Here is a 21,659-nt window from a genome sequence, read left to right on the forward strand (position 1 = left end):
TTTTGATATAGATAGAGCGGAAAATAAAAAATCCTTCGCAAGATATTGAAGGGTAAAAGATATGGTCGAAAATCAATACGATACTGGTCTGGACAAAAATCCCGCCAACTTCGTGCCGCTGTCGCCGCTGAGCTTCCTTGAGCGAAGCGCGGCGGTATATCCCGGCCTGCCGAGCACGGTCTACGAGGGACGCACCTTCACCTGGGCTGAGACCTATGCCCGCTGCCGGCGCTTTGCATCGTATCTCGCAGGACGTGGAATCGGGCGCGGCGATACCGTGGCGGTGATGTTGCCGAACATCCCCGCGATGAACGAGGTCCATTTCGCGGTGCCGATGACCGGCGCCATACTCAACACGCTCAACATTCGCCTCGAGGCGGCCTCCCTCGCCTTCATGCTGGACCATGGCGGCGCCAAGGTCATTCTGGTCGATCCGGAGTTCTCCGCCGTCATCGCCGCGGCGCTGGCGCTGATGACCGGCCCAAAACCCTTCGTCATTGACGTCGACGACGCGGCTTTTTCGGGCGGCGAGCGCATTGGCGAAATCGAATATGAGGCGGCGGTCGCCGCGGGCGATCCGGGTTTCGTCACCGTGCCGCCGCATGACGAGTGGGACGCGATCGCGCTGAGCTACACCTCCGGCACCACGGGCAATCCGAAAGGCGTGGTTACGCACCATCGCGGCGCATACCTCAATGCCGTCAGCAATATTCTGGCTGGCGGACTGGGGCAGCACCCGTCCTATCTCTGGACCCTGCCCATGTTCCACTGCAATGGCTGGTGCTTCACGTGGAGCGTTGCCGCAGCGGCTGGCGTGAACGTCTGCTTGCGCAAGGTTGACCCCGCCAGGATTTTCGAACTGATTCCGAAGCACGGCGTCACCCACATGTGCGGCGCGCCGATCGTCTACAACACCCTGATCAACGCGCCCGGCGCGCCCAAGGGCAAAGCCGCCCGGCCGGTCGTCGGCCTGATCGCCGGCGCTGCGCCGCCGGTCGCCGTGCTCGAGGGCGCGGAAAGCATCGGTATCAAACTCACTCATGTCTACGGGCTGACGGAGACCTACGGTCCCGCCGCGGTCTGCGCCGAACAGCCCGGTTGGGACGACCTCCCCGGCGATCAGCGCGCCCAACTCAAGCGACGGCAGGGTGTTCCTTACCCGCTCGAGGAAGCCATCACCGTCCTTGACCCGGAGACGATGCGCGAGGTGCCGCGCGACGGCGAAACCGTCGGCGAGGTCATGTTCCGCGGCAACATCGTGATGAAGGGGTACCTCAAGAACGAGAAGGCAACGAGAGAAGCTTTCGCCGGCGGATGGTTTCATACCGGCGATCTCGGGGTGCTCGATGAGGACGGCTACGTCATCATCAAGGATCGCTCCAAGGACATCATCATTTCCGGCGGCGAGAACGTCTCCTCGCTCGAGGTCGAGGACGTTCTCTACAAGCACCCTGCCGTGCTGTTCGCCGCCGTGGTCGCCAAACCGGATGCCAAGTGGGGCGAAGTGCCTTGCGCTTTCATCGAACTGAAGGACGGCGCGCGCGCGACCGAAGCGGAGATCATCGCCTTTTGCCGCGAGCACATACCGGGGTTCAAGACGCCGAAGGCCGTGGTGTTCGGGACGATTCCGAAGACCTCGACCGGAAAGATCCAGAAGTTCCTGCTGAGAAGTCAGGTCAATTCGGCGAAGGCGATCTCGGCTTAAGCCGTTTCCTGTCCGCCCCGCTATTCGAGCGTCGAGATAGGGCCGGGATCGCCGATCTGAAGCCGCATCCCGTCATAGGCCGGCACGACATTTGCCGGCAGCTCGTGGCGCAGCACCTCGTAATCCAGATCGGCGTGCATGTTGGTGATGACGGCGCGCTTCGGCTTGAAGCGGTCGATCCACGATAGCGCGTCTGCGACGCTGAAATGGCTGGGATGCTGCGCGTATCGCAGTGCATCGATGATCCACAGATCGAGACCTTGCAGCGCCTGCCAGCTTTCATGCGGAATGTCATGCACGTCCGGGGTATAGGCAGCGTTGCCGATCCGGTAACCGAGCGACGGAATGTTGCCGTGCTGCACGAGAAAGGCCAACAGCGTGAGGGGACCGCCCTTACCATCGATTTCCTGGCTTTCGCCCGCTTCGATGGAGAGGCTGTCCAGGATCGGCGGATAGCCGCTGCCCTCGGGTGATACGAAACAGTAAGAGAAGCGCGCCAGTATTTCCTTGGATGTCGACTGATTGAGATACACCGGAATCCGCTGGCCTTGATGCAGCACGATGGAACGCAGGTCGTCGATTCCGTGCGTCTGGTCGGCGTGTTCGTGCGTGAGAAACACCGCATCGATGCGATCGACGTTGACGTCGATCAACTGCTCCCGCAGGTCCGGCGACGTATCGATCAGGACACGTGTGGTCCCCTGCTCCGACGCGCGCTCCACCAACAGCGAGCAGCGGCGGCGGCGGTTCCTCGGATTGGTGGGATCGCAGGCACCCCAGCCCAGCGCAGGACGCGGTACGCCGGCCGACGATCCGCAGCCGAGAATGGTCAGCGTCACCGTCATGCGATTACCTCCCCGCGCGGCACTTTGGAGAACAGCCGGAAGAAATTCTCCGTGGTCTGCCGCGACATTTCCTCGAGCGAAACGCCGCGCACATCGGCCAGCACCCTGGCGGTCTCCACGACATAGGAGGGTTCGTTGCGCTTGCCGCGAAACTTGCCGGGCGCAAGATATGGCGCATCGGTCTCGACCAGAATGCGATCTTCGGGCAATTCGGCAGCGAGCGCACGCAGCGTATCGGATTTCTTGAACGTCAGAATTCCGGTGAAACCGATATATAGCCCGAGCGCGACAGCCTTCATCGCGAGTTCGCGGCCGCCAGTATAGCAATGCAGCACGGCGCGAAACGACCCCTTCGCCATTTCATCATCGAGAATGCGTCCGCAATCCTCATCCGCCTCGCGGGTGTGAATCACCAACGGCAGACCGGTGGTGCGGGCAGCGGCGATGTGAGCGCGGAATCCCCGCGCTTGCGCCTTGGGCGAGCCGTTTTCGTAGAAATAATCGAGCCCCGCCTCCCCCAGCGCCACGACTTTCGGATGCCGCGTCTGCGCGGCGAGTTCGTCCGACGTGATGCCGTCCTCTTCATCGGCGTGATGCGGATGTGTGCCGACCGAGCAGTAGACATTTGAAAACCGCTCGGCGATCGCGAGCAGTTTGGTTTGCTCCCTCACGCGAGTGGAAATAGTCACCATGCGCTCCACCCCCGCCGCCTCCGCACGCGCAACAACGGCGTCGAGTTCATCGGCGAAATCGGGAAAATCAAGATGGCAATGGCTGTCGACAAGCATCTGATTTTGCGGTCAGGTCACGGATGGTTCGACATAGCGCGGAAACACAGGGGCCGGCGGAGGCAAAGTCATGCCCGGCTTGATGCGGACGTGACCGCCAAGCATTGCGAAATTCCGTTCGTCCGGGGGAACGCCAAGAATGTCGAGCATCTTGGCGCATGCGGCCGGCATCGCGGGCTGCGCTAGGATCGCGATCTGGCGCACCACCTCGGCGGTAACGTACAGCACCGTCTTCTGTCGCTCAGGATCGGTCTTGGCCAGCACCCAGGGCGCCTCGCCTGCGAAATAGCGGTTGGCTTCGGCGACGACGGCCCAGACAGCGTTGAGCGCCTGATGAATCTGCTGCGCATTCATCGCCTCGCGCGCAAGCACGATCATTCCGTCGGCCTGCGCAAGAATCGCCTTGTCGGCGTCGCTGAAATCGCCGGGCTCGGGCAGTACGCCCTCGTGCTGCTTGGCGATCATCGACAAGGAGCGTTGCGCAAGATTGCCGAAGTCGTTGGCGAGATCGGCATTGATGCGCGCAACGATGGCCTCGTGATTGTAGCTGCCGTCCTGTCCGAACGGTACTTCGCGCAAAAAGAAATAGCGCACCTGATCGACGCCGTATTGCGCGGCGAGGTTGAAGGGATCGACGACGTTGCCGACCGACTTCGACATCTTCTCTCCGCGATTGAACAGAAAGCCGTGCGCATAGACACGCTTCTGCAACGGGATGCCCGCCGACATCAGGAAGGCAGGCCAGTACACGGCGTGGAAGCGGATGATGTCCTTGCCGATGATGTGAACGTCGGCCGGCCAGTAGCGCCAGTTCCCGTCGTTCTCGTCTGGAAAACCGACGCCGGTGATGTAGTTCGTCAGCGCATCGACCCAGACATACATGACGTGCTCGGGATCGTCCGGCACCTTGATGCCCCAGTCGAAAGTGGTGCGCGAGATCGAGAGATCCTTCAACCCGCCTTTCACGAAGCTGACGACTTCGTTGCGGCGGGAATCCGGACCTATGAAATCCGGCTGGCTTTCGTAAAGCGCGAGCAGTTTGTCCTGATAGGACGACAGCTTGAAGAAATAACTTTTTTCCTCCACCCACTCGACGGGCGTGCCCTGCGGACCGCGCCGCACGTTGTCTTCGCCGACGACCGTCTCGTCCTCGGCGTAATAGGCTTCGTCGCGTACCGAATACCAGCCGGCGTAGTTCGACAGATAGATGTCGCCGTTTGCCGCCATGCGCTTCCAGATTTCCTGCACCGAGCGATGATGCGCGGATTCCGAGGTGCGGATAAACCGATCGAACGAGATGTCCAGCGTCTCGTCGAGCTTGCGCAGCAATTCGGCGTTCCGTGTGGCGAGTTCAAGCGCCGATATGTTTTCCCGCTGCGCGGTTTGCACCATCTTCTGGCCGTGCTCGTCGGTGCCGGTCAGAAAGAAGACGTCCTTGCCGTCGAGCCTCTGGAAACGCGCCAGCGCGTCGGTGGCAATCGCCTCATAAGCATGACCGATATGCGGCGCGCCGTTCGGATACACGATGGCTGTCGTGATATAAAACGTATTGGCATGCGCCGTTTTCGTACTCAGAGGCGCCGTGGCCACTGCCGCATCAGACCGGGCCGGCGTCGCGGGCTTTGCGGCCCTCGCCGGACGCTTCGTCGCCGGCCGTTTTGCCACGGGCTGTTTTACTGCTGATTTTTTTGTCACGGCTCGTTTCGGAGTTTTGTTTTTTGCCGCTGCTTTTTTTGGGGCTTTTGCCGCCGATTGCTTTTTGGCCGTTCGCTTGACCGTCTTTTTCTTTGCCGCCTTTTTGGCCTTCTTCGGCGCGCGCGCTTTCGTCGTCGCTTTCGCGCCCGTCTTTCTGCGTTTGCTGATCTTCCTAGCGCCAGCCTTCTTGCTGCGCGCTTTGGTGGCAACGACGCGGCGCTGTTTGCGCGGCTTCACGCGGGCTTTTTTTACCGTTTTTTTCTTAGCGGGAGCCACCACAAATTCCTTATGAGTCTCAGGCGAGGTTTTGAAAAACGATCATGGGCGGAGCGTTATTATCGCGTTGCTTCTGCCAGAAGCCCGAACACCGAAAAAACCAGCGGCTTTCGCTCGAGATTATAGGTCTCCGTCTCGCGCGCGGCGTTGTTGATCTTTTCCCATACCTCCGCGAGCCGTGCAAGACGAGGAAGATCGGCGTTGGCATCGCCGACACGGAGGCGTTCGCCGATCCAGCGGTCGACACTGTCGACGAAGGCGCCGAGCGCGGCGCGGTCGCTGCCCCCGAGTGCATCGCCCAGCGTGTGCAGTTCGCGCGGGTCGACCTGTGGAAGGTTGTCCAGCAACATGGTCGTCCGCTGATGGAGCTTCAGCGCGCCGCCCCCCATTAGCGTCAGCGCCCGCGCCACGCTTCCCTCCGCCGCGTCAGCGGCCTCCCGCAACGATGTATCGTCCGGCGCGATCAGCGCCGCTTCGGCTCCCGCCCGAATCACATCGGCGGTCGCGAGCGGCCGTAGCATCAGCTTGCGGCAGCGCGATTGGACCGTCGGCAGCAGTCGGGCCGGCGCGTGACTGACCAGAAAGAACAGCGATTGCCGGGGCGGTTCCTCGAGCACCTTGAGCAGCGCATTGGCGGCGTTGGGATTGAGTTCATCGACGGTATCGACGATGCACACCCGCCAGCCGCCGACGGCCGCGGTCGAGCCGAAAAAGGCGATGGTCTCCCGCGTCTGCTCCACACTGATCACCGTGCGCATTACGCCCTTATCGTTGGGCGTTCGCTCAAGGATCAGGAGGCCGCCATGCGTGTCGGCCGCGACATGGCGGGCAACCGGATGCGTCGGGTCAAGTTCGAGTGTCTGCGCCGATTGCACGTCGGACAGTGTGGAATCGCCATGTGCAAGCACAAATCGCGCCATACGGTAGGCTAGCGTCGCCTTGCCGATCCCGGGCGCGCCCCCGATCAGCCACGCGTGCGGAATACGACCGCCACGATAGGCATCGAGCAACGTTCGCTCCGCCTCACGGTGGCCGAAAAGCGCGGTCGTCTCGCGCGGATGCTTGACAGACATCTCGGCGGCAGTGGAGCGGACGATCATGCGCGTGTGACTTCTTTGGCGGGATTCGCAGTCAGCACGCGATCGCGCAGCGCCGTCCACACGGCGGCGGCGACGGTCGCGACGTCGGCATTGGCATCGATCACCACGCAGCGCTGCGGGTCGCTGGCGGCGATGTCCCGATAGGCGTCGCGAAGTTGCCGGTGAAACGCAACGTCCTCGGCCTCGAAGCGATCCGGCGCGCAACCGCCGCGGCGCGCTGCGGCGCGCTGCATCCCGATCTCCACCGGGATGTCGAGGATCACGGTCAGGTCGGGCTTGAGATCGCCGATCGTGACGCGCTCCATCGCGTTCAGCACGCCGGGCAGCACGTTTCCCAGCCGTCCCTGATAGGCGCGCGTCGAGTCCGCAAACCGGTCGCAGAGCACCCAGACGCCCTGCTCCAGCGCGGGCTTGATGACAGTATGAACATGATCGTCGCGCGCGGCCGCAAACAGCAAGGTTTCGGCATCAGTACCGAGCAGCTTTCCCATGCCGGACAGCACGAGGTGACGAATGATTTCAGCGCCCGGCGAGCCCCCGGGCTCCCGCGTCACGATGGTGTGCAGCTTCGCAGCGTTCAGGCGTTCCGCGAGGATCTTGATCTGCGTCGATTTGCCGGATCCCTCGCCGCCTTCGAAGGTGATGAAGCGCCCGCGCACCGGGCCCGCATTGGCCGCGGCCTCGATCATCAGAGTCTCTCGGCGCCCGAGCGCACCATTCCGATGACAAGCTCGATCGCGCCGTCCATCGCGCGGCGCATCGTCGAGCCGACGCCCACGGCGTTCGTGGTATGAACTGGCGTTTCAACCGCGACTTCCTTGCCGCGCCATATCTTGATCAGGCCGATGGATTGCCCCGGCGCGACCGGCGCATGGACCGGTCCCTTATAGACGATGCGCGCGAGCAGTTTGTCGTTGCCATTCTTCTGGACCATGACCTGGACCGGCTCTGACGCGGCGACCCCGACAGTGCCGCTCTCGCCGCCGAATACCTTGGCGTAGCCGATCGGCTGTTCCGCGGCGAACAGGGTTCGGACCTCGAAATTCCGAAACCCCCATTCCAGCAATTTCTTGGCTGCGGACGCGCGGTCATCAGCGCTCTCAAGACCGTTCACCACGACGATCAGCCGCGTGCCGTTCTGAACGGCCGAACCGACCATGCCGTAGCCCCCCTCCTTGGTGTAGCCGGTCTTGAATCCGTCCGCTCCGTCCATCGTGGTCAAAAGCGGGTTGCGGTTGAACTGGCGAATCTTGTTCCAGGTGAATTCACGTTCGCCGAACAGCTTGTAGAATTCCGGGTACGTCAGGATGATGTGGCGCGCCAGAATCGCAAGCTCGCGAACCGACATCTTGTTGCCGGGATCCGGGAGACCGTTGGAATTGGCGAAAGTCGAGCGGGTCATGCCCAATTCACGCGCCCGCGCCGTCATCTTTTCCGCGAATGCGCTCTCATTATTTGCGATGCCCTCCGCCAGCGCCATGCAGGAGTCGTTGCCGCTCTGGATAATCGCACCGTGCAGGAGATCATCGACCGAGACACGGCTGTTGATCGCCGCGAACATGGTTGATCCCCCGGCGGGCGCCCCGCCCTTGCGCCAGGTGTTCTCGCTGATGAGGAACTCGTCGGTGAGCTTGATCTGCCCTTTCTTGATGGCGTCAAACACCACCTCCACCGTCATCAGCTTCATCATGCTGGACGGCGCCCGCAGTTCGTCGGCGTTCTTTTCGAACAGCACGCTGCCGCTATTGGCTTCGATCAAAATCGCGGTCGGGGCGCCGGTCTCAAAGACGTCTTCCTTTCTGGCACCCTGCACGCTGTTGTTGGCGGCAAGCGCAACGCCACCAATCCCGATCGCGAGGATGACGACGGCCGTCAGACCGAGCCACGCAAATCCCCGGCGTCTGCCATTCGTGAAAGCTCTGGTTGTCATGCGCCGCGTTCCGAACAGGTCGTTCCGGAGTCTTTTCCACTTGTGACGGACTCAGAAGCAGGATGACTGCGGTTTTGATTAACGCGCTTTGTCCGCGAGAACCGGTATCCATCCTCAGGTCAAGCCCGAGGACATGCTTCGCTCGAAAACGCTATAACAGTCGGCAGCATCCTGAACAACACATGCGCCGCCCGGCAGCACCACGGAACGTCAGGACCGCTGGTTGCATGCAGGCGAACAGCGTCTAGTAGAGTCCACGTCCCGAAAGCAGTTCGCTCGGTCCACGCGGATCGACGGGCGCATAGGCTGAAACCGGCCGGCTTTCCGTCCCGTCGTCGCCGCTGGCGTAAGAGACCGCCCGCGGATTATCCCGCACCTGTGGGTGTGACCGGACGCGGCCAGACGCCGACATTTCGGATGTCGCGTTGATCGAGGCGACGTCCATCGAGGTATGTCCGAGCGTATAAGGCCGCCCGTTCGGCGTCGGGACGTCGCCGCGAATCGCGCGTCCGGATGGTTCGAGATCAGGTACGAACGGCCGCGCCGATGCGATCCTGACTGTGGATGGCGACGGAGCCGGTTCGCCGGTTCGCAGGGTCGCCATCAATTGCCGATCGTCCGAACCTTCAAGAGGCGCCCGCCCGACGTATTCGACCTTCACTCGCGCGACGCCGTTCCGTTTGAATTCCAGCAACTCCGCGGCTTTGTTGGAGACGTCGATCAACCGGTTACCGTGATATGGCCCGCGGTCGTTGACGCGAACAATGAGAGATTTGCCATTGCCGAGGTTGGTCACCCGCGCGTAACACGGCAAAGGCAGCGTCGGATGTGCGGCGGAGAGCGAGGTCATGTCGAAAACCTCGCCGTTCGCGGTCAGACGGCCGTGGAAATCGTCGCCATACCAGGAAGCGAGCCCTTCGGCACGGTAATGGGTATTTTCCTCGGGGACGTAGACGCGCCCGGCGACCGTGTAAGGTTTGCCGACCCGGTAAGTTCCGCCGCCCTTCGGCACCGGTTCGCCGAAAGCGACGACACGGGGGCTGCTGGAAACTCCATATTTGGGATCGATCCGGCTCAATTTGCCCGATGAGCTGCAGTTGGCCAGCATCAGGCACGCACTTGCGGCCGCTACAGCGCCTACAGCACGTCGAATCCTGTCTGAATCTGCTGTCCCCATCCGTCCCCAAGGCCCGTTCCCGAGCGCCATCCCCCGTATCCGGGCGCCGGTCGGCATGATACGGCCCATGCCCGCATCAAGCCAGCGAGCATATCTCCGCGCAAAGACGGCGGAAATGGGGAGAGCCAGCGGCAGACCAAATCCGTGGTAAATCAAGGCTTGCCGCCGGGCACGACCGGGCCGCCCTCCGGACCGGACTGATCGAAGGCAACTCCGACCCGGTTCTTCTTGATCCAAATCACCCGACAGCGACGAATCACGCGATCCTTCTCGGTCATGAGCTGGAAATCCGATGGGATAAAAGTCGGATCCGGGACTTCGAGCGCAGCCCCCTCGGCGGATACATTCAACAGCCGGCACCGCATGCTCAACCCGCCTGCGGAAATATAAGCCTGTTCGTCGATCTCGACGCGCGGATGTTTGCGGCGATCTTCCATCAGTGTTTTCATCGTCTGTAGAAATGCATCGCGTTCGAATCCACGCATGACCATGACGGGGCGCGGCCTTAATATTCCGGCAAAATTAATTCTATCGCGGCCAGCCTAACGAAACGCAAATGCTCACGACCTTCAGGCTGCGCCGGTTTGCACTTTCATCGCCCGCAAAAGCGCCGTCCGCGCCTCGACGGTGATGCTCCCAGCCGAACGTCTCGGCGGTGAGAGAAATGCAGAAATCGAGCATGGCAGCTCATCAAGACAAAACTTAGAACTGTTATGCATGTCACTGTAAAATCTTCTATTTATGCGTGTAAAAGGAATATCAATATTGGAAGAGGAATCTCGGAGGGCGTTTGGTTCTGGTGAAGCGCACTGATTTTCGAGCTGTTCCGTCCGCGTCGCCGAACAGAGTGTCGTAACTTCCGCAGCCATCCGGCGTTGCAGAAACCCATCCGCATTGCGCTCCGACGGGGCGTGCGCTAAGCGATCCCATCTCACGGGACGGAAGGGTGGCCGAGTGGTTTAAGGCACCGGTCTTGAAAACCGGCGTGCCCGCAAGGGTACCGTGGGTTCGAATCCCACCCCTTCCGCCAGCGTCGGACACCGGCGAAATGGCAGGCCGGTCTTGTGTACGGGCACTCGGCGGCATGCCTTCCTGGCCCATGTTTCCTTGCTCCGGCCGCGACCGCCAACTCCGATATTGCTCTTTCCGCCTTCCGCGATCTAGAGTTCTGTCAGAAAGATCACCCTTCATGGCAGGCGCGATCTTTTGTTTCGCGGTTGGAGGCACGATAGCACCATGCCCCTCTTGATATTTGGCGCGATCATTGGTTGCGGCCTGCTCTTTTATGCCAGCTATCGTTACGTGCGATCTCACCCGACGCGCAAAGAGGAAGAGGCGCCGAGAGAGATTGCGAGAGAGGTCGCGAAAGACGATGAGCAGCCGCGCATCTGAGGACGCGGTCGAAGATCATTCGCGTTTTTGACTGAGGGAAACGCGACAATCTTCGGGAACGAATTTTTCCCTGTTCAAGCCCCTGTTCAAGCGGCTTCCGATGAGAACCGGTATCCACTTCGCTCGAAAACGCCGTGGTGGTGCGTGAAACCGATTCGTCCCCATCAATGTACGGTGCCGACGAACCGCGCCCTCGCAAAGACAAAAAACCGCCCATTTGAGTCTGGATACATGCACCGGGATACGCATGGGGACGGACGGTCAGCAATTTGCCGGCTCGCGGCCGTGCCGCCCCCATTTCAATTGGGGAGATAGCGGGTGAGCGCAAGCGATCAGACCGATGTTCTCGAAGCGGTTGCAACCCTCAGCGACAAGCCGGAAATTTCCGATGAGCGCGATGCCGGTTACGCATCCGAATCAGAAACGACAGACCAGCCTGAATTTAGTGCGGTCGAAGAAATACTGCCGACGTCGCCGGTCGCGCCCGAGGCTTCATCCAGTGTCGATGTCCCACAAGACGACGCCTATACGAAGTTCGGGCCCGGCCCGCTGACTGCCGTGCGCTTCAAGTGGACGACGCGCCGCGATGACAACGGCGACTATTTCGTTCACGAAACGATCGGAGAAAGTTCGTACCCGCTCGTCAGCGGACCAATGACAAAAGAAGCCGCGATCGAGTTTGTCGACGACCGCGAGCGCGAGGCCCGCCGGCGGTTTGAAGAGCTACGAAGCGAGATGGCCGGCGGAGAAATCGGCCGGCGCGCCGACGAATAGCGCCCTCCCAACTGACGAGATAATGCTTTTCGAACGGGCACTATTTCCGCTCGCGAGCGCGCGCGCTCCTCGTCATGAATGGCAGGCTACGATAACGGTTGATCGCAGAGTGATGTGAATCACACTCCAGTGACCTCGGCGCGGATAAGGTCGGCACGACAATCCGAACCCGACTGGAGGTCCCATGAAAAAGCTCGCCGTCGCCGCTGCGTTGCTGCTGACCGTCTCGACTGCCCAGGCCGGTCAAAACTATTCTTTTGAGATCGGCGGGCGCACGGTGCGAATCCACGCGCCGCGCGGCTGCGATTCCCCCTCTTGCATCTCGATCTCGATCCCGGGCCTCTACGACTCCGGGCGCAGGAATTTTGTCGATGACGCGTCTGATGTGCGGGATCCGGCTCGGTCAGGTGCACCATCAACTCCTGCGCAAGCCGCCACGCCGGCGATTCCTCCTCCCGCAACCTCTAACGCGGATGCCCCCGCCGTCGCGACGCCGGCGCCCGTTCCACAGACCGCAACACCGGCGGCACCTCCTGCCGCGGCTGGCGCCATCGTTCCGGCCCAGTCCAACCCGACAACGCCGCCAGCCAGGGAGCAGGTGAACACGACTGTCGTCGCCGCCACCGCCCCCGCCACGGAACCGGTTCAAGCGCCCCCGCCCCCGGTTGCCGAACCTGTCGGACCGCTCGGTGTATGGCTTACCGAGAAAAAGGAAGGGCAGGTCCGGATCGAACAGTGCGGGACAAACCTCTGCGGATATTCGGTGGATTCCCGCACCGGCCGGAACAAGGAAAAGATTTTGATCAACATGAAGCCCGCCGGCTCCAGGTGGAGCGGGAAGATCTACGATCCGAAAAGCGGCAGCACCTACAGCTCCACCGTGGCGATGAAGGGCAAGGACGGCTTGCGCGTCCAGGGCTGCGCATTCGGTGGGATGTTCTGCGGCGGCCAGACCTGGACCCGGTTGAATTGATCGATCAGGCTGCCGCGTAGCGACGACGATGAGAGCCCTGCCCGCGTTGGCGGGACCGCTTTTCGTCAGCCGGTTTTGCCGTTGTATTGCGCGTCGGTGACCTGTTCCATCCAGGTGACGGCGCTTCCGTCAAGACACTCATGCACCGCGATATGCGTCATGGCGGTGTTCGGCGCCGCGCCGTGCCAATGCTTTTCACCCGGCGGAATCCACACAGTGTCGCCGACACGTATCTCGCGGACCGGCCCACCCTCGGTTTGCACCAACCCGATGCCGGATATGACATACAGGGTCTGGCCGAGCGGGTGGGTATGCCATGCAGTGCGTGCGCCGGGATCGAACGCGACGCTCGCGGCGAGGACGCGGGAGGGCGCATTCGCGGTAGCGATGATCGGCTCGACCATGACCGTGCCTGAAAAATATTCCTTCGGCCCAGGTTTCGCCGGCCGCGAACCTGCTTGATGGATATCCATATTGACCTCCTGAGTTGCCGCGCGAGATACAACGGCGCACTGTTGGTTCTACTCCTGCGAGGAGCCTCGCACGTTTCCGCCGATTACAACATCCTGTGAACTCGCCATCAATAATTCATTGGATGTGCCTACACTGTTCCCACGATGTCACCCTGTTGCTGATGAAACCATCGATCGGTCATGACCGCGCCTTTGCCCCCGCCCCGCCTTCTGCCAAGCGGCGATGCCGCCATCACGGTGGAGTTTGGCCGCGCAATCGACGAGTGGGCGAACCGTCGCGTGCTCGCACTCGATCGCGCGCTTGCGGATACGCCGATCGACGGCGTCACGGAAACCGTGCCGACCTACCGATCGCTGCTCGTTCACTACGATCCGGTTCGGATCGGTTTCGATGAACTTGGCGAACGCCTGACGGCCCTCGCCCGGTTGCCCATACAGCCGACAACCGAAGTCCGGCGTTGGCGTATCCCCGTTGTTTACGGCGGCGAGTATGGCATCGATCTCGAAGACCTCGCCAGGACGTTGAACTCCACGCCTGACGACATCGTCGCGCGTCATGTCGCCGGCGACTATCGCGTCGCCATGATCGGATTTACGCCGGGCTTTTCTTATCTGAGCGGCCTCGACGATTCCCTCCAAATGCCACGACGACAGAACCCGCGCTTGCTCACGCCTTCCGGCGCAATCTCGATTGGCGGCCGTCAGACCGGCATCCAGTGCCTTGCCGGACCCAGCGGTTGGCATCTGATCGGCCGGACCGCCGTGCGCACTTACCAGCTTCACCGCGATCCCGTTTTCCTGCTCGAACCCGGAGACGCCGTCACGTTTCATGCGGTCGACAGCAGGCAGTTTATCGAACAGGATCGCGCCGCCGCGCGGGGCGAGTTCGTCGCAAAACTGGTGACGCCATGAGCAAGCTCCTCGTCACCTCCGTCGGACCTGCGACGTCGGTACAGGATGACGGACGCTACGGTGCGCAGCGTTACGGCCTGACGCCGAGCGGTGCGGTGGATCGTCTTGCACTGACTGTGGCCAATAGTCTGGTCGGCAATCCGCCCTTTGCGGCTGCGATCGAAATCGGACCGTTCGGCGCCGTCTTTGTTGCCCGCGAAGGCAAGGTGCGCGTTGCGCTCTCCGGCGCCGAGAGGAACGCCGAGGTTGCGGGCCGACCGGTGTCGTTCAATGAATCCTGCACGCTCGGCGACGGCGACACCCTGACGCTCGGCATCGCGCGCGGCGGCACCTTTAGCTATCTTGCCATAGAGGGCGGAGTGAGGGGCGAGCCGATGTTCGGCAGCCTCGCCGTCAATGCGCGCGCCAGCCTCGGCAGTCCGTTTCCGCGGCCGTTGCAGGACGGCGATGCTCTCGATGTCGATGCGGCAAAGGCGGGGGCCGAGCGGCGGATCGACCTTCCCGCCATAGCCGTCGATCCGATCCGCGTGGTGATGGGTCCGCAGGACGACGAATTCGGTGAAGCGACCGATCAGTTTCTTGCGAGCGAATGGAAGATTTCAGCAATGAGCGACCGCATGGGCTATCGCCTTGAAGGTCCGACCATCGCGCATCTGCACGGCCACAACATCGTCTCCGATGGCACCGTGAACGGCAGCATTCAGGTTCCCGGCAATGGGCAGCCGATCGTGCTGATGCCGGATCGCGGCACCAGCGGCGGCTATCCCAAAATCGCAACCGTCATCTCGGCCGATCTGGGCCGTTTCGCGCAAATCCCCGCCGGCCGCAACTTCCGCTTCCGGGCAGTCACGGTCGCGGAGGCGCAGGCCGAGGCGCGCGCGATGGCGGAGTTGTTGCGATCATTGCCGGACCGGGTGCGGGAGGTGCGCGATGCCGACATGACCGACGCGCTGCAAAACGCCAATATCGCCGGCTCTGCGGTGAATGCATTCGACAGCGGAACGTGACAAACTTGGCCACCTGCGAAATCCGTAGCAATCCGCTCTACATCGGAACAGAAACTCATGACGATCGACCTCAACTGCGATCTCGGCGAAGGCTTCGGCGTCTGGCCGATGGGGAACGATGCCGCGATGCTTGACCTCGCGACCTCCGTCAATATCGCCTGCGGCTTTCACGCCGGAGACGCCGACACGATGAAGAAGACGGTCGATCTCGCCAAGGCACGCGGCGTCAGCATCGGCGCACATCCCGGATATCGCGACCTCCACGGTTTCGGGCGGCGGCCGATCCTCGGTCTCACGTCGTCGGAAATCGAGAACCTGGTCGCCTACCAGATCGGCGCCTTGCAGGCGATCGCCACCATGGCCGGGCACCGGGTCACGCATGTGAAGGCGCACGGCGCGCTCTCCAACGCCGCTTGCGAGGACGACATGACCGCGCGTGCGATCGCCTCCGCGATCAGGGCGGTCGATCCCGATCTGGTCTTCGTGGTGCTCGCGAATTCCCGCCTCGTTGCCGCCGGCGAAGCCTTTGGCCTGCCGATGGTGCACGAGGTGTTCGCCGATCGCGCTTATGAGGACGACGGATCGCTGGTGTCGCGCGCTAAATCCGGCGCCGTCCTTCACGACGCCGACGCTATCGCCCAACGCGTCGTGAAAATGATTCAATCGGAAGAAATAATCTCGATCTCCGGCAAGGCGATCAGGATGAGAATGGATACCGTCTGTATCCACGGCGACACGCCGGGCGCGGTCGACATAGCGCGGGTGCTGTGCAAGGCGCTCAGAGAAAACGACATCGCGATTGCGCCATTCAAGACGGCGAAATAACCCGCTTCGATCAAAACGGATGGATCGACAGCGAGCCGAATACCACGGCAGCGATCAGCGCCAGCGAGCCATATAACGCAAGGGTTTGGAGGCGCAACATCGTGCGTTCGGCCACACTACGAGCGGCCACGTTAATGCGGGTCTCGTCGGATGGTTGGTACATTCTCGGTCTCCGGCTCAACACGCGCTACAATGAACGACGGTTCCCGCCGGCGGCAAGATCGGCGACGAAATAACGATGGGATTGTTCAAAACCGCTGATTTGCGGACGGAAATTCTCCACCAGGCATGTCCGTGAAAAATTCTGTTCGCGAGCATTCCGTCCCGTTTCGGCTACTGCGGCTTGAGGATCGCGGCTCCCGTTGTCAGGCGGCCTTCAAGGTCGGCATGCGCTTTCGCCGCATCTTTCAGGGCGTAGGCGCGATTGATCGGAACGTGAAGCGTTCCGTTGATGACGGCGGCGAACAGCGTATCGGCTCCTTCAAGCAGTTCTCTGCGCGTCGCCACATAGTCGTTCAGCTTCGGCCGCGTCGCGAACAGCGATCCGTGATTGTTAAGTTCAGCCAGCGCGAACGGCGGCACCGGCCCGGAGGCATTACCGAAGCTGACGAACAGGCCGCGCGGCCGGAGACAGGACAACGAACCGGGAAACGTGGTCTTGCCGACGCCGTCATAAACCACGTCGCACAATTCGTTGCGGCTGATCTGCTTCACGCGCGCGACGAAATCCTCTTCCTTGTAAAGGATGACGTGATCGCAACCATTGGCCTGAGCGAGATCCGCCTTGGCCTTCGAGCCGACAGTGCCGATGACGTTTGCGCCGAGCGCCTTTGCCCACTGACAAGCCAATAGGCCGATCCCGCCGGCTGCCGCATGAATCAGCACGCGATGACCGTGCTCGACCTTGAAGGTCTTGTGCAGAAGATACCACACCGTCAGCCCCTTGAGCATGAGCACCGCGCCCTGCTCGTAGGTGATGTGGTCCGGCAGCTTCACCAGCTTGTCGGCCGGAATGTTTCGCTCGGTCGCATAACCGCCGAGATTGAAATAGTATGCGACGCGATCGCCGGGATGAAAGTCGGTGACGCCGGGCCCCACAGCTACGACCTCGCCCGCGGCCTCGTTGCCGACGACGAACGGCTTCGACGGCGCCTTGTAGAGGCCGGTGCGATAATAGACATCGATGAAATTCAACCCAGCGGCATGTTGCAGAATGCGAACTTCGCCCTGCCCCGGCGCCGGTACGTCCACGGCTTCATAGACGAGCGCCTCGGGGCCGCCCACCTGATGAACGCGCACCGCCTTGGCCATCGGTCTCTCCCTGCCGCTTCCGCGCTACCGGAAGCGAAAGGCATTGAACCTGCGTTGTCAACATGACCGCCGGAAAAAACTCAGCGGCCGGGCTTGCTGCGGTTGCGCCGGGCGAGCACGTTGAACAGTTCGACCAACGCGGAGAACGCGATCGCGAAGTAAATATAAGCACGCGGTATGTGGAAGTGGAAACCGTCCGCCACGAGCGCGACGCCGATCAGCACCAGGAACGCCAGCGCCAGCATCTTGGTCGTCGGATGCTCGACGACGAAACGCGCCACCGGGCCCGACGATACGTACATGATGTAACATGCGATGATAACAGCGGCGATCATGATCTCGAGATCCTTCGCCATGCCGATCGCGGTGATGATCGAGTCGAGAGAGAACACCAGGTCGATGATGATGATCTGCACGATGATCCAGAAAAATGCGCTCGTTTTCGATGTGCTCGTCTCTTCGGGTTCTCGCGCCTCGACCTCGCCGTGAATCTCGTGCGTTGCCTTGGCGATCAGGAACAGTCCGCCGCCGATCAGGATGACGTCGCGCCAGGAGAATGCAAATTCCTTCACCGTAAAGACTGGCGTGGTCAGTCCGATCAGCCAGACCAGTATGCTCAGCAGAAGAATGCGAAAGATCAGCGCCAGCGCCAGGCCGATCTGGCGCGCCCTCTTCGCTTGCGCCGGCGGTATCCGCGATACGATCACGGACAGGAAGATGACGTTGTCGATTCCCAGCACGATCTCGAGCGCCGTCAGCGTCAACAGCGCAGCCCATGCTTCCGGACTGGACAGCAGTTCGATCATCGATTTTCCCACCTCAGGAGACGGATCGTGGCATCGCCGCAGACAACATAAAGTGCAATGGCGCACAGCGCTGCGGTGACCGGCATCGCCACATCGAAATCCCTTGCGACGGTCACGATAGCCAGCGCCGCCCATACAGCGATCAGAGACAGGTTGAGGCCACGCAGCCGCTTCACCCGCACAGGATGCAGCACCTTGATGGGTACGAACGTCAAAACGATGAGCGCGGCGATACCAAGCGTCGATATCGCTGGCGGCGGGTGCAGCAGGAACAGGTAGAATGCGGCTGCGTTCCACAGCGCCGGAAAACCGCGAAAGTGATTGTCAGCCGTCTTCATTCGGCGGTCGGCGAAATAAAGCGCGCCGCTGATGACGATGCCTACGCCCAGCAAGGGCGCCGCGATCGGCAGCAGCAGGCCGCTCGCGATAACGGCGTAGGCGGGAACGAAAACGTAGGTCACGAAATCGACAACGAGGTCCAGCACCTCCCCCGACCAGTTCGGCTGCACGGCCTCGACGTTCAGCCGCCGCGCGATCGGTCCGTCCAGGCCATCGATCACGAGCGCAACACCGAGCCAGGCGAACATGGCTGCCCAGTGCTCCCGCACGGCCTCAAGCAGCGCAAGCAGTGCAATCCCCCCGCCCGCCGCCGTAAAAACATGAACGCAGAACGCAGCGGTGCGCGACGTTCGGGGTCTGGGTAGCGGATCGTGCCGGTTTGGCTGGCTCATTGACCCATCTTGCTATCAGGAATCGCGCCGGTTTGCATAACGGGTCTTGCGGCGTTACGCCGCTTGAATGACAGGGAACATGACCGGCCAACGTTAACAATGTTCGCCGGCGGGCTTGAAAATGTCGCTCCGAATGCCGATTGTCGATTGATGAACGAGAGCACGAAGACGGATGCCGTTTACGACGTCGCGGTGGTTGGCGGCGGGCCTGCCGGATTGGCGGCGGCGATCGCGCTATCCGATGCAGGCGCCCGCACGGCGCTGATCGCCAGGCACGTCGCCTACGGCGATAACCGGACAACGGCGCTGCTCGGTGGATCGGTCGACTTCTTACGGCAGCTGGACGTATGGGCTCGTTGCGAAGCTGATGCTGCGGCTCTCCGCGTCATGCGGCTCGTCGACGATACCGGACGTCTTATCCGGGCCCCTGAGGTGCGCTTTTCGGCCGACGAGATCGGACTCGATGCATTCGGCTACAACATCGAAAACCGCGCGCTGATGGCGGCCATGGAGGCACGCGCCGCGGAAGCCGGCAACCTCACGCGGATCGACGGCGAGGCCGAGCATGTGACGCCGGGCGATGCTGCGGTCACCATCACGACGCGGCAGGGAGAGACGTTGATCGCACATCTCGTCGTCGGAGCCGACGGGCGGCAGTCGCTTTGCCGCAAAGCCGCCGGTATCGACGTCACGCGCCGCGCACTCGATCAGGCTGCATTGACGTTCAACGTCGCTCATGCCCGGCCGCACAAGAATGTCTCGACCGAATTTCACACGCCGCATGGCCCCTGCGTTTTTGTGCCATTGCCGGGGGACCGTTCCAGCGTCGTGTGGGTCACCTCTCCCAAGGAGGCGGCGCGGCTCAAGGAACTCAGCGACGATGACCTGGCCGAAACCGCCGAACGGCAATTGCATTCGATTCTGGGACGGCTCAGTGTCGAACCGGGCCGGAATCTGTTTCCCCTCGCGATAGAGCGACCTGCGCGCTTCGCAGACAACCGCATCGTGCTGGTCGGTGAATCCGCCCATGTTCTGCCGCCGTTCGGCGCTCAGGGTCTGAACATGGGTCTGCGTGATGCTGCTGATATCGCAAATGTCGTCCGCGGCGCACTGTCATCCGGCGAGGACCCCGGCTCGCCTCGCACCCTCGCACGATTCGAAACGGCGCGGCGCAGCGACGTGCTGAGCCGGACGCTGGCGATCGACCTGGCCAACCGGTCGCTGCTGAGCGAGTTCCTGCCGCTTCAAACCGCGCGCGCGCTTGGGTTGCACCTGATCGGGGGGATCGGCCCGCTCCGGCGTCTTGCCATGCGCGAGGGTCTCGCGCCGTCGTGGCGGCAACCTCCCTACAGCGAAACGCGATCCGGCCGGTCCTGAACAGCCGTGCCGGTCGTCCGTACGGATTACCGATGCGACACGGCCAGTGTACCCCGAACGGGAAGCCCGATTCCTCAAGCTTGCCTCTAGCTTCGGCCGCAATCCTAGTCTATTCGACGAGGATGGGAAAAGCGCGCACAGCCAGGTTTCAAATCGGCCAGATCGTTCGCCACCGGGTTTTTTCATTCCGGGGCGTGATTTTCGATATCGATCCGGTCTTCAACAACACCGAGGAATGGTGGCTCTCGATCCCTGAAAGCGTCCGACCACACAAGGACCAGCCGTTCTACCATCTGCTCGCCGAGAATGCGGATTCCGAATACGTGGCCTACGTGTCCGAGCAGAACCTGTTGCCCGACGATTCCGGCAAGCCGATCCGCCACTCGCAGGTGGCGGAGATTTTCGTCAAGGACAAATCCGGCAGCTATCGTCCCCGCAATCCGTCGTTCAACTGAAGCGGTTTTCATCCGCTACGGATCGACAAAAAAGGCGCTCCATCGAGCGCCTTTTCCGTTTGCCTTCCCAAATGCTGTTATTGCTTGGCGGCAGGGGTTGAGCCTGCGTTCTGCTGGGTGGCCTCGAGCTTCGCGCGCGCTTCGGCGGCCCGCTTTTGCAGCTCTTCCTGCAGCTTCTTCTGGGTCTCCTCGAAGACCTTCGGGTCGGTCGGCGGACCGTCGTAAGCCTTGGCGAATTCGGCCAGCGGCAGCGGCAGCGTCAGCGGCGCGCCGTTGGAATTGATCGCCTGAACGATCAGGTTCTGGCCCTTCTTGAGGTTCGCGAGCATGTCCGCTGTCAGTTCGTAATCGGACATGCAACCGTTGGCGAAGCAGATCACGTAAGGGCTCTGCTGCGGCGGATTGTTGTCGATGATGATGCGTGTGCCGTGAACGAGCTGCATGCCCAGCGGCAGCGTGACTCGCAGGATCTTCTTCGGCTCGCCTTCGGGCTCGATGATGACCGCCGCGATCACCGGCTGGCCGGATTCGATTCGTCCGTCCTTGCCTGTGAAGCAGACCTGCTTGGCCTTTGCGTCCTGGCCCTTCAGGCAGAACTTGGTCCATGGCGCATAAATCAGTTGCACCTGCTGGTCGGCCGGGGCTGCCTTTGGCGGCGCGGCGGTTTTGCCCTTGGGTGAATTCTGGGCGAGAGCGTCAGACATGAAAGGTGCAGCCGCCAGCGTCGCTGCGGCCAACAGGGCAAAGGCCCGTCCGCGCGGCAGGGCCGTCGCAGCCAAGAGGCGAGAATTCATTGCGGAAACCCTTTCTGAACGATGGCGCCCGAACGCCGCGACGCAGGCACCGACACTCCGATCGTTGGCGGCTGTCTCTTAGCGAAATGAGGCGGTTACGTGACAGATGGCCCTATCACGTTCAATTGCCCGCATTCAATACGAGGGCAGTTGAAAAGAGCAATGATAACAGATGTTTTTGGTCTTTTCCGTGCCCCGGCAACGGCTGTGGTAAGATTCGGCTGTGCGCCAGGCCGAATCAAACCGGATCCCACCACTGAAACCCATGCCGCACCGCCGCGACGTGATCGGGCTTTGCCTGAACGTAGCGGTC

Annotated in this window: 23 protein-coding genes and 1 tRNA gene; 10 read left to right on the plus strand and 14 right to left on the minus strand. The window is 61.8% G+C overall.

Annotated elements, in window-relative coordinates:
- Positions 1-61: 61 nt before the first annotated feature.
- Positions 62-1,705: an acyl-CoA synthetase gene (locus tag BGN91_RS15290; RefSeq protein ID WP_292614576.1), complete on the plus strand. Its 1,644-nt coding sequence runs from the start codon at positions 62-64 to the stop codon at positions 1,703-1,705.
- A gap of 20 nt (positions 1,706-1,725) precedes the next feature.
- On the opposite strand, the gene BGN91_RS15295 is transcribed toward BGN91_RS15290, so the two are convergent.
- From BGN91_RS15295 to metG, 3 genes are read right to left on the minus strand one after another with little or no spacing between them, the layout of a single operon-like run.
- Positions 1,726-2,550 carry an MBL fold metallo-hydrolase gene (locus tag BGN91_RS15295; RefSeq protein WP_292614578.1) on the minus strand — a complete coding sequence of 275 codons (825 nt, stop codon included), beginning with the start codon at positions 2,548-2,550 and terminating at the stop codon, positions 1,726-1,728.
- Positions 2,547-3,338, minus strand: coding sequence for a TatD family hydrolase (locus BGN91_RS15300; RefSeq protein WP_292614580.1), 792 nt, complete (start codon positions 3,336-3,338; stop codon positions 2,547-2,549). The genes BGN91_RS15295 and BGN91_RS15300 overlap by 4 nt, the downstream gene beginning before the upstream one ends.
- Positions 3,339-3,350: 12 nt before the next feature.
- Entirely contained in the window at positions 3,351-4,928 is a 1,578-nt protein-coding gene (gene metG, locus BGN91_RS15305) for a methionine--tRNA ligase (RefSeq protein WP_292614582.1), read from the minus strand.
- Here metG and BGN91_RS15310 point away from each other — a divergent pair.
- Positions 4,921-5,325: a hypothetical protein gene (locus tag BGN91_RS15310; RefSeq protein ID WP_292614584.1), complete on the plus strand. Its 405-nt coding sequence runs from the start codon at positions 4,921-4,923 to the stop codon at positions 5,323-5,325. The genes metG and BGN91_RS15310 overlap by 8 nt on opposite strands.
- 43 nt (positions 5,326-5,368) lie before the next feature.
- Here the strand turns inward: BGN91_RS15310 and BGN91_RS15315 are convergent, their stop codons facing one another.
- From BGN91_RS15315 to BGN91_RS15335, 5 genes are all read right to left on the minus strand, one after another.
- Complete coding sequence (locus tag BGN91_RS15315) at positions 5,369-6,409, minus strand: DNA polymerase III subunit delta' (protein WP_292614586.1); 1,041 nt, start codon at positions 6,407-6,409, stop codon at positions 5,369-5,371.
- The gene (gene tmk, locus BGN91_RS15320; RefSeq protein ID WP_292614589.1) at positions 6,406-7,098 is read right to left on the minus strand and encodes a dTMP kinase; all 693 of its coding nucleotides are present in this window, start codon (positions 7,096-7,098) and stop codon (positions 6,406-6,408) included. Before tmk ends, BGN91_RS15315 begins: the two co-directional genes overlap by 4 nt.
- On the minus strand, positions 7,098-8,339 hold the full coding sequence (locus BGN91_RS15325) for a D-alanyl-D-alanine carboxypeptidase family protein (protein ID WP_292614591.1): 1,242 nt from the start codon (positions 8,337-8,339) through the stop codon (positions 7,098-7,100). Before BGN91_RS15325 ends, tmk begins: the two co-directional genes overlap by 1 nt.
- Before the next feature lie 244 nt (positions 8,340-8,583).
- Positions 8,584-9,516, minus strand: coding sequence for a septal ring lytic transglycosylase RlpA family protein (locus BGN91_RS15330; protein WP_292614630.1), 933 nt, complete (start codon positions 9,514-9,516; stop codon positions 8,584-8,586).
- 152 nt (positions 9,517-9,668) lie between these two features.
- On the minus strand, positions 9,669-9,965 hold the full coding sequence (locus BGN91_RS15335) for a PilZ domain-containing protein (RefSeq protein ID WP_292614593.1): 297 nt from the start codon (positions 9,963-9,965) through the stop codon (positions 9,669-9,671).
- A 491-nt stretch (positions 9,966-10,456) separates the two neighbouring features.
- Between BGN91_RS15335 and BGN91_RS15340 the strand changes: the two genes are divergently transcribed.
- The 3 genes from BGN91_RS15340 to BGN91_RS15350 all read left to right on the plus strand — a co-directional run bounded on the left by BGN91_RS15340 (position 10,457) and on the right by BGN91_RS15350 (position 12,655).
- A tRNA-Ser gene (locus BGN91_RS15340) sits at positions 10,457-10,546 on the plus strand.
- A 680-nt stretch (positions 10,547-11,226) separates the two neighbouring features.
- Positions 11,227-11,682 carry a hypothetical protein gene (locus BGN91_RS15345; protein WP_292614595.1) on the plus strand — a complete coding sequence of 152 codons (456 nt, stop codon included), beginning with the start codon at positions 11,227-11,229 and terminating at the stop codon, positions 11,680-11,682.
- Between the two features lie 184 nt (positions 11,683-11,866).
- On the plus strand, positions 11,867-12,655 hold the full coding sequence (locus BGN91_RS15350) for a DUF2147 domain-containing protein (RefSeq protein ID WP_292614598.1): 789 nt from the start codon (positions 11,867-11,869) through the stop codon (positions 12,653-12,655).
- Between the two features lie 65 nt (positions 12,656-12,720).
- Here BGN91_RS15350 and BGN91_RS15355 read toward each other — a convergent pair whose 3' ends face one another.
- The gene (locus BGN91_RS15355; protein WP_292614599.1) at positions 12,721-13,128 is read right to left on the minus strand and encodes a cupin domain-containing protein; all 408 of its coding nucleotides are present in this window, start codon (positions 13,126-13,128) and stop codon (positions 12,721-12,723) included.
- Positions 13,129-13,308: 180 nt separating this feature from the next.
- On the opposite strand from BGN91_RS15355, the gene pxpB reads away from it, so the two are divergent.
- The 3 genes from pxpB to BGN91_RS15370 are packed head-to-tail and all read left to right on the plus strand — an operon-like array spanning position 13,309 to position 15,872.
- Entirely contained in the window at positions 13,309-14,040 is a 732-nt protein-coding gene (gene pxpB, locus BGN91_RS15360; protein WP_292614601.1) for a 5-oxoprolinase subunit PxpB, read from the plus strand.
- Positions 14,037-15,047: a biotin-dependent carboxyltransferase family protein gene (locus BGN91_RS15365; protein WP_292614602.1), complete on the plus strand. Its 1,011-nt coding sequence runs from the start codon at positions 14,037-14,039 to the stop codon at positions 15,045-15,047. The genes pxpB and BGN91_RS15365 overlap by 4 nt, the downstream gene beginning before the upstream one ends.
- 57 nt (positions 15,048-15,104) lie before the next feature.
- Positions 15,105-15,872 carry a 5-oxoprolinase subunit PxpA gene (locus tag BGN91_RS15370; protein ID WP_292614604.1) on the plus strand — a complete coding sequence of 256 codons (768 nt, stop codon included), beginning with the start codon at positions 15,105-15,107 and terminating at the stop codon, positions 15,870-15,872.
- Positions 15,873-15,882: 10 nt separating this feature from the next.
- Here BGN91_RS15370 and BGN91_RS15375 read toward each other — a convergent pair whose 3' ends face one another.
- The 4 genes from BGN91_RS15375 to pcsA all read right to left on the minus strand — a co-directional run bounded on the left by BGN91_RS15375 (position 15,883) and on the right by pcsA (position 18,720).
- Positions 15,883-16,035 carry a hypothetical protein gene (locus BGN91_RS15375; protein ID WP_292614606.1) on the minus strand — a complete coding sequence of 51 codons (153 nt, stop codon included), beginning with the start codon at positions 16,033-16,035 and terminating at the stop codon, positions 15,883-15,885.
- A gap of 170 nt (positions 16,036-16,205) precedes the next feature.
- On the minus strand, positions 16,206-17,183 hold the full coding sequence (locus BGN91_RS15380) for a quinone oxidoreductase (RefSeq protein WP_292614607.1): 978 nt from the start codon (positions 17,181-17,183) through the stop codon (positions 16,206-16,208).
- A gap of 80 nt (positions 17,184-17,263) precedes the next feature.
- Entirely contained in the window at positions 17,264-17,989 is a 726-nt protein-coding gene (locus tag BGN91_RS15385) for a TerC family protein (RefSeq protein WP_292614609.1), read from the minus strand.
- On the minus strand, positions 17,986-18,720 hold the full coding sequence (gene pcsA, locus BGN91_RS15390; RefSeq protein ID WP_292614611.1) for a phosphatidylcholine synthase: 735 nt from the start codon (positions 18,718-18,720) through the stop codon (positions 17,986-17,988). Before pcsA ends, BGN91_RS15385 begins: the two co-directional genes overlap by 4 nt.
- A 150-nt stretch (positions 18,721-18,870) precedes the next feature.
- Between pcsA and BGN91_RS15395 the strand changes: the two genes are divergently transcribed.
- Both BGN91_RS15395 and hspQ read left to right on the plus strand, forming a co-directional pair.
- The gene (locus tag BGN91_RS15395) at positions 18,871-20,097 is read left to right on the plus strand and encodes a UbiH/UbiF family hydroxylase (protein WP_292614613.1); all 1,227 of its coding nucleotides are present in this window, start codon (positions 18,871-18,873) and stop codon (positions 20,095-20,097) included.
- A 122-nt stretch (positions 20,098-20,219) separates the two neighbouring features.
- The gene (gene hspQ, locus BGN91_RS15400; RefSeq protein ID WP_292614615.1) at positions 20,220-20,552 is read left to right on the plus strand and encodes a heat shock protein HspQ; all 333 of its coding nucleotides are present in this window, start codon (positions 20,220-20,222) and stop codon (positions 20,550-20,552) included.
- A gap of 77 nt (positions 20,553-20,629) precedes the next feature.
- Here the strand turns inward: hspQ and BGN91_RS15405 are convergent, their stop codons facing one another.
- Positions 20,630-21,346, minus strand: a complete 717-nt coding sequence (locus BGN91_RS15405; protein ID WP_292614617.1) for an invasion associated locus B family protein — start codon at positions 21,344-21,346, stop codon at positions 20,630-20,632.
- Positions 21,347-21,659: the final 313 nt, after the last annotated feature.

The organism is Nitrobacter sp. 62-13 (genome assembly GCF_001896955.1).
Classification (GTDB): Bacteria; Pseudomonadota; Alphaproteobacteria; order Rhizobiales; family Xanthobacteraceae; genus Nitrobacter.

Bases quoted from the DNA above. Each gene is read 5' to 3' on its own strand.
- BGN91_RS15290 (WP_292614576.1), top strand. From the start codon at position 62: ATGGTCGAAAATCAATACGATACTGGTCTGGACAAAAATCCCGCCAAC.
- BGN91_RS15295 (WP_292614578.1), bottom strand. From the start codon at position 2,550: ATGACGGTGACGCTGACCATTCTCGGCTGCGGATCGTCGGCCGGCGTA.
- BGN91_RS15300 (WP_292614580.1), bottom strand. From the start codon at position 3,338: ATGCTTGTCGACAGCCATTGCCATCTTGATTTTCCCGATTTCGCCGAT.
- BGN91_RS15315 (WP_292614586.1), bottom strand. From the start codon at position 6,409: ATGATCGTCCGCTCCACTGCCGCCGAGATGTCTGTCAAGCATCCGCGC.
- tmk (WP_292614589.1), bottom strand. From the start codon at position 7,098: ATGATCGAGGCCGCGGCCAATGCGGGCCCGGTGCGCGGGCGCTTCATC.
- BGN91_RS15325 (WP_292614591.1), bottom strand. From the start codon at position 8,339: ATGACAACCAGAGCTTTCACGAATGGCAGACGCCGGGGATTTGCGTGG.
- BGN91_RS15330 (WP_292614630.1), bottom strand. From the start codon at position 9,516: ATGGGGACAGCAGATTCAGACAGGATTCGACGTGCTGTAGGCGCTGTA.
- BGN91_RS15335 (WP_292614593.1), bottom strand. From the start codon at position 9,965: ATGAAAACACTGATGGAAGATCGCCGCAAACATCCGCGCGTCGAGATC.
- BGN91_RS15350 (WP_292614598.1), top strand. From the start codon at position 11,867: ATGAAAAAGCTCGCCGTCGCCGCTGCGTTGCTGCTGACCGTCTCGACT.
- BGN91_RS15355 (WP_292614599.1), bottom strand. From the start codon at position 13,128: ATGGATATCCATCAAGCAGGTTCGCGGCCGGCGAAACCTGGGCCGAAG.
- pxpB (WP_292614601.1), top strand. From the start codon at position 13,309: ATGACCGCGCCTTTGCCCCCGCCCCGCCTTCTGCCAAGCGGCGATGCC.
- BGN91_RS15365 (WP_292614602.1), top strand. From the start codon at position 14,037: ATGAGCAAGCTCCTCGTCACCTCCGTCGGACCTGCGACGTCGGTACAG.
- BGN91_RS15370 (WP_292614604.1), top strand. From the start codon at position 15,105: ATGACGATCGACCTCAACTGCGATCTCGGCGAAGGCTTCGGCGTCTGG.
- BGN91_RS15375 (WP_292614606.1), bottom strand. From the start codon at position 16,035: ATGTACCAACCATCCGACGAGACCCGCATTAACGTGGCCGCTCGTAGT.
- BGN91_RS15380 (WP_292614607.1), bottom strand. From the start codon at position 17,183: ATGGCCAAGGCGGTGCGCGTTCATCAGGTGGGCGGCCCCGAGGCGCTC.
- BGN91_RS15385 (WP_292614609.1), bottom strand. From the start codon at position 17,989: ATGATCGAACTGCTGTCCAGTCCGGAAGCATGGGCTGCGCTGTTGACG.
- pcsA (WP_292614611.1), bottom strand. From the start codon at position 18,720: ATGAGCCAGCCAAACCGGCACGATCCGCTACCCAGACCCCGAACGTCG.
- BGN91_RS15395 (WP_292614613.1), top strand. From the start codon at position 18,871: ATGAACGAGAGCACGAAGACGGATGCCGTTTACGACGTCGCGGTGGTT.
- hspQ (WP_292614615.1), top strand. From the start codon at position 20,220: ATGGGAAAAGCGCGCACAGCCAGGTTTCAAATCGGCCAGATCGTTCGC.
- BGN91_RS15405 (WP_292614617.1), bottom strand. From the start codon at position 21,346: ATGAATTCTCGCCTCTTGGCTGCGACGGCCCTGCCGCGCGGACGGGCC.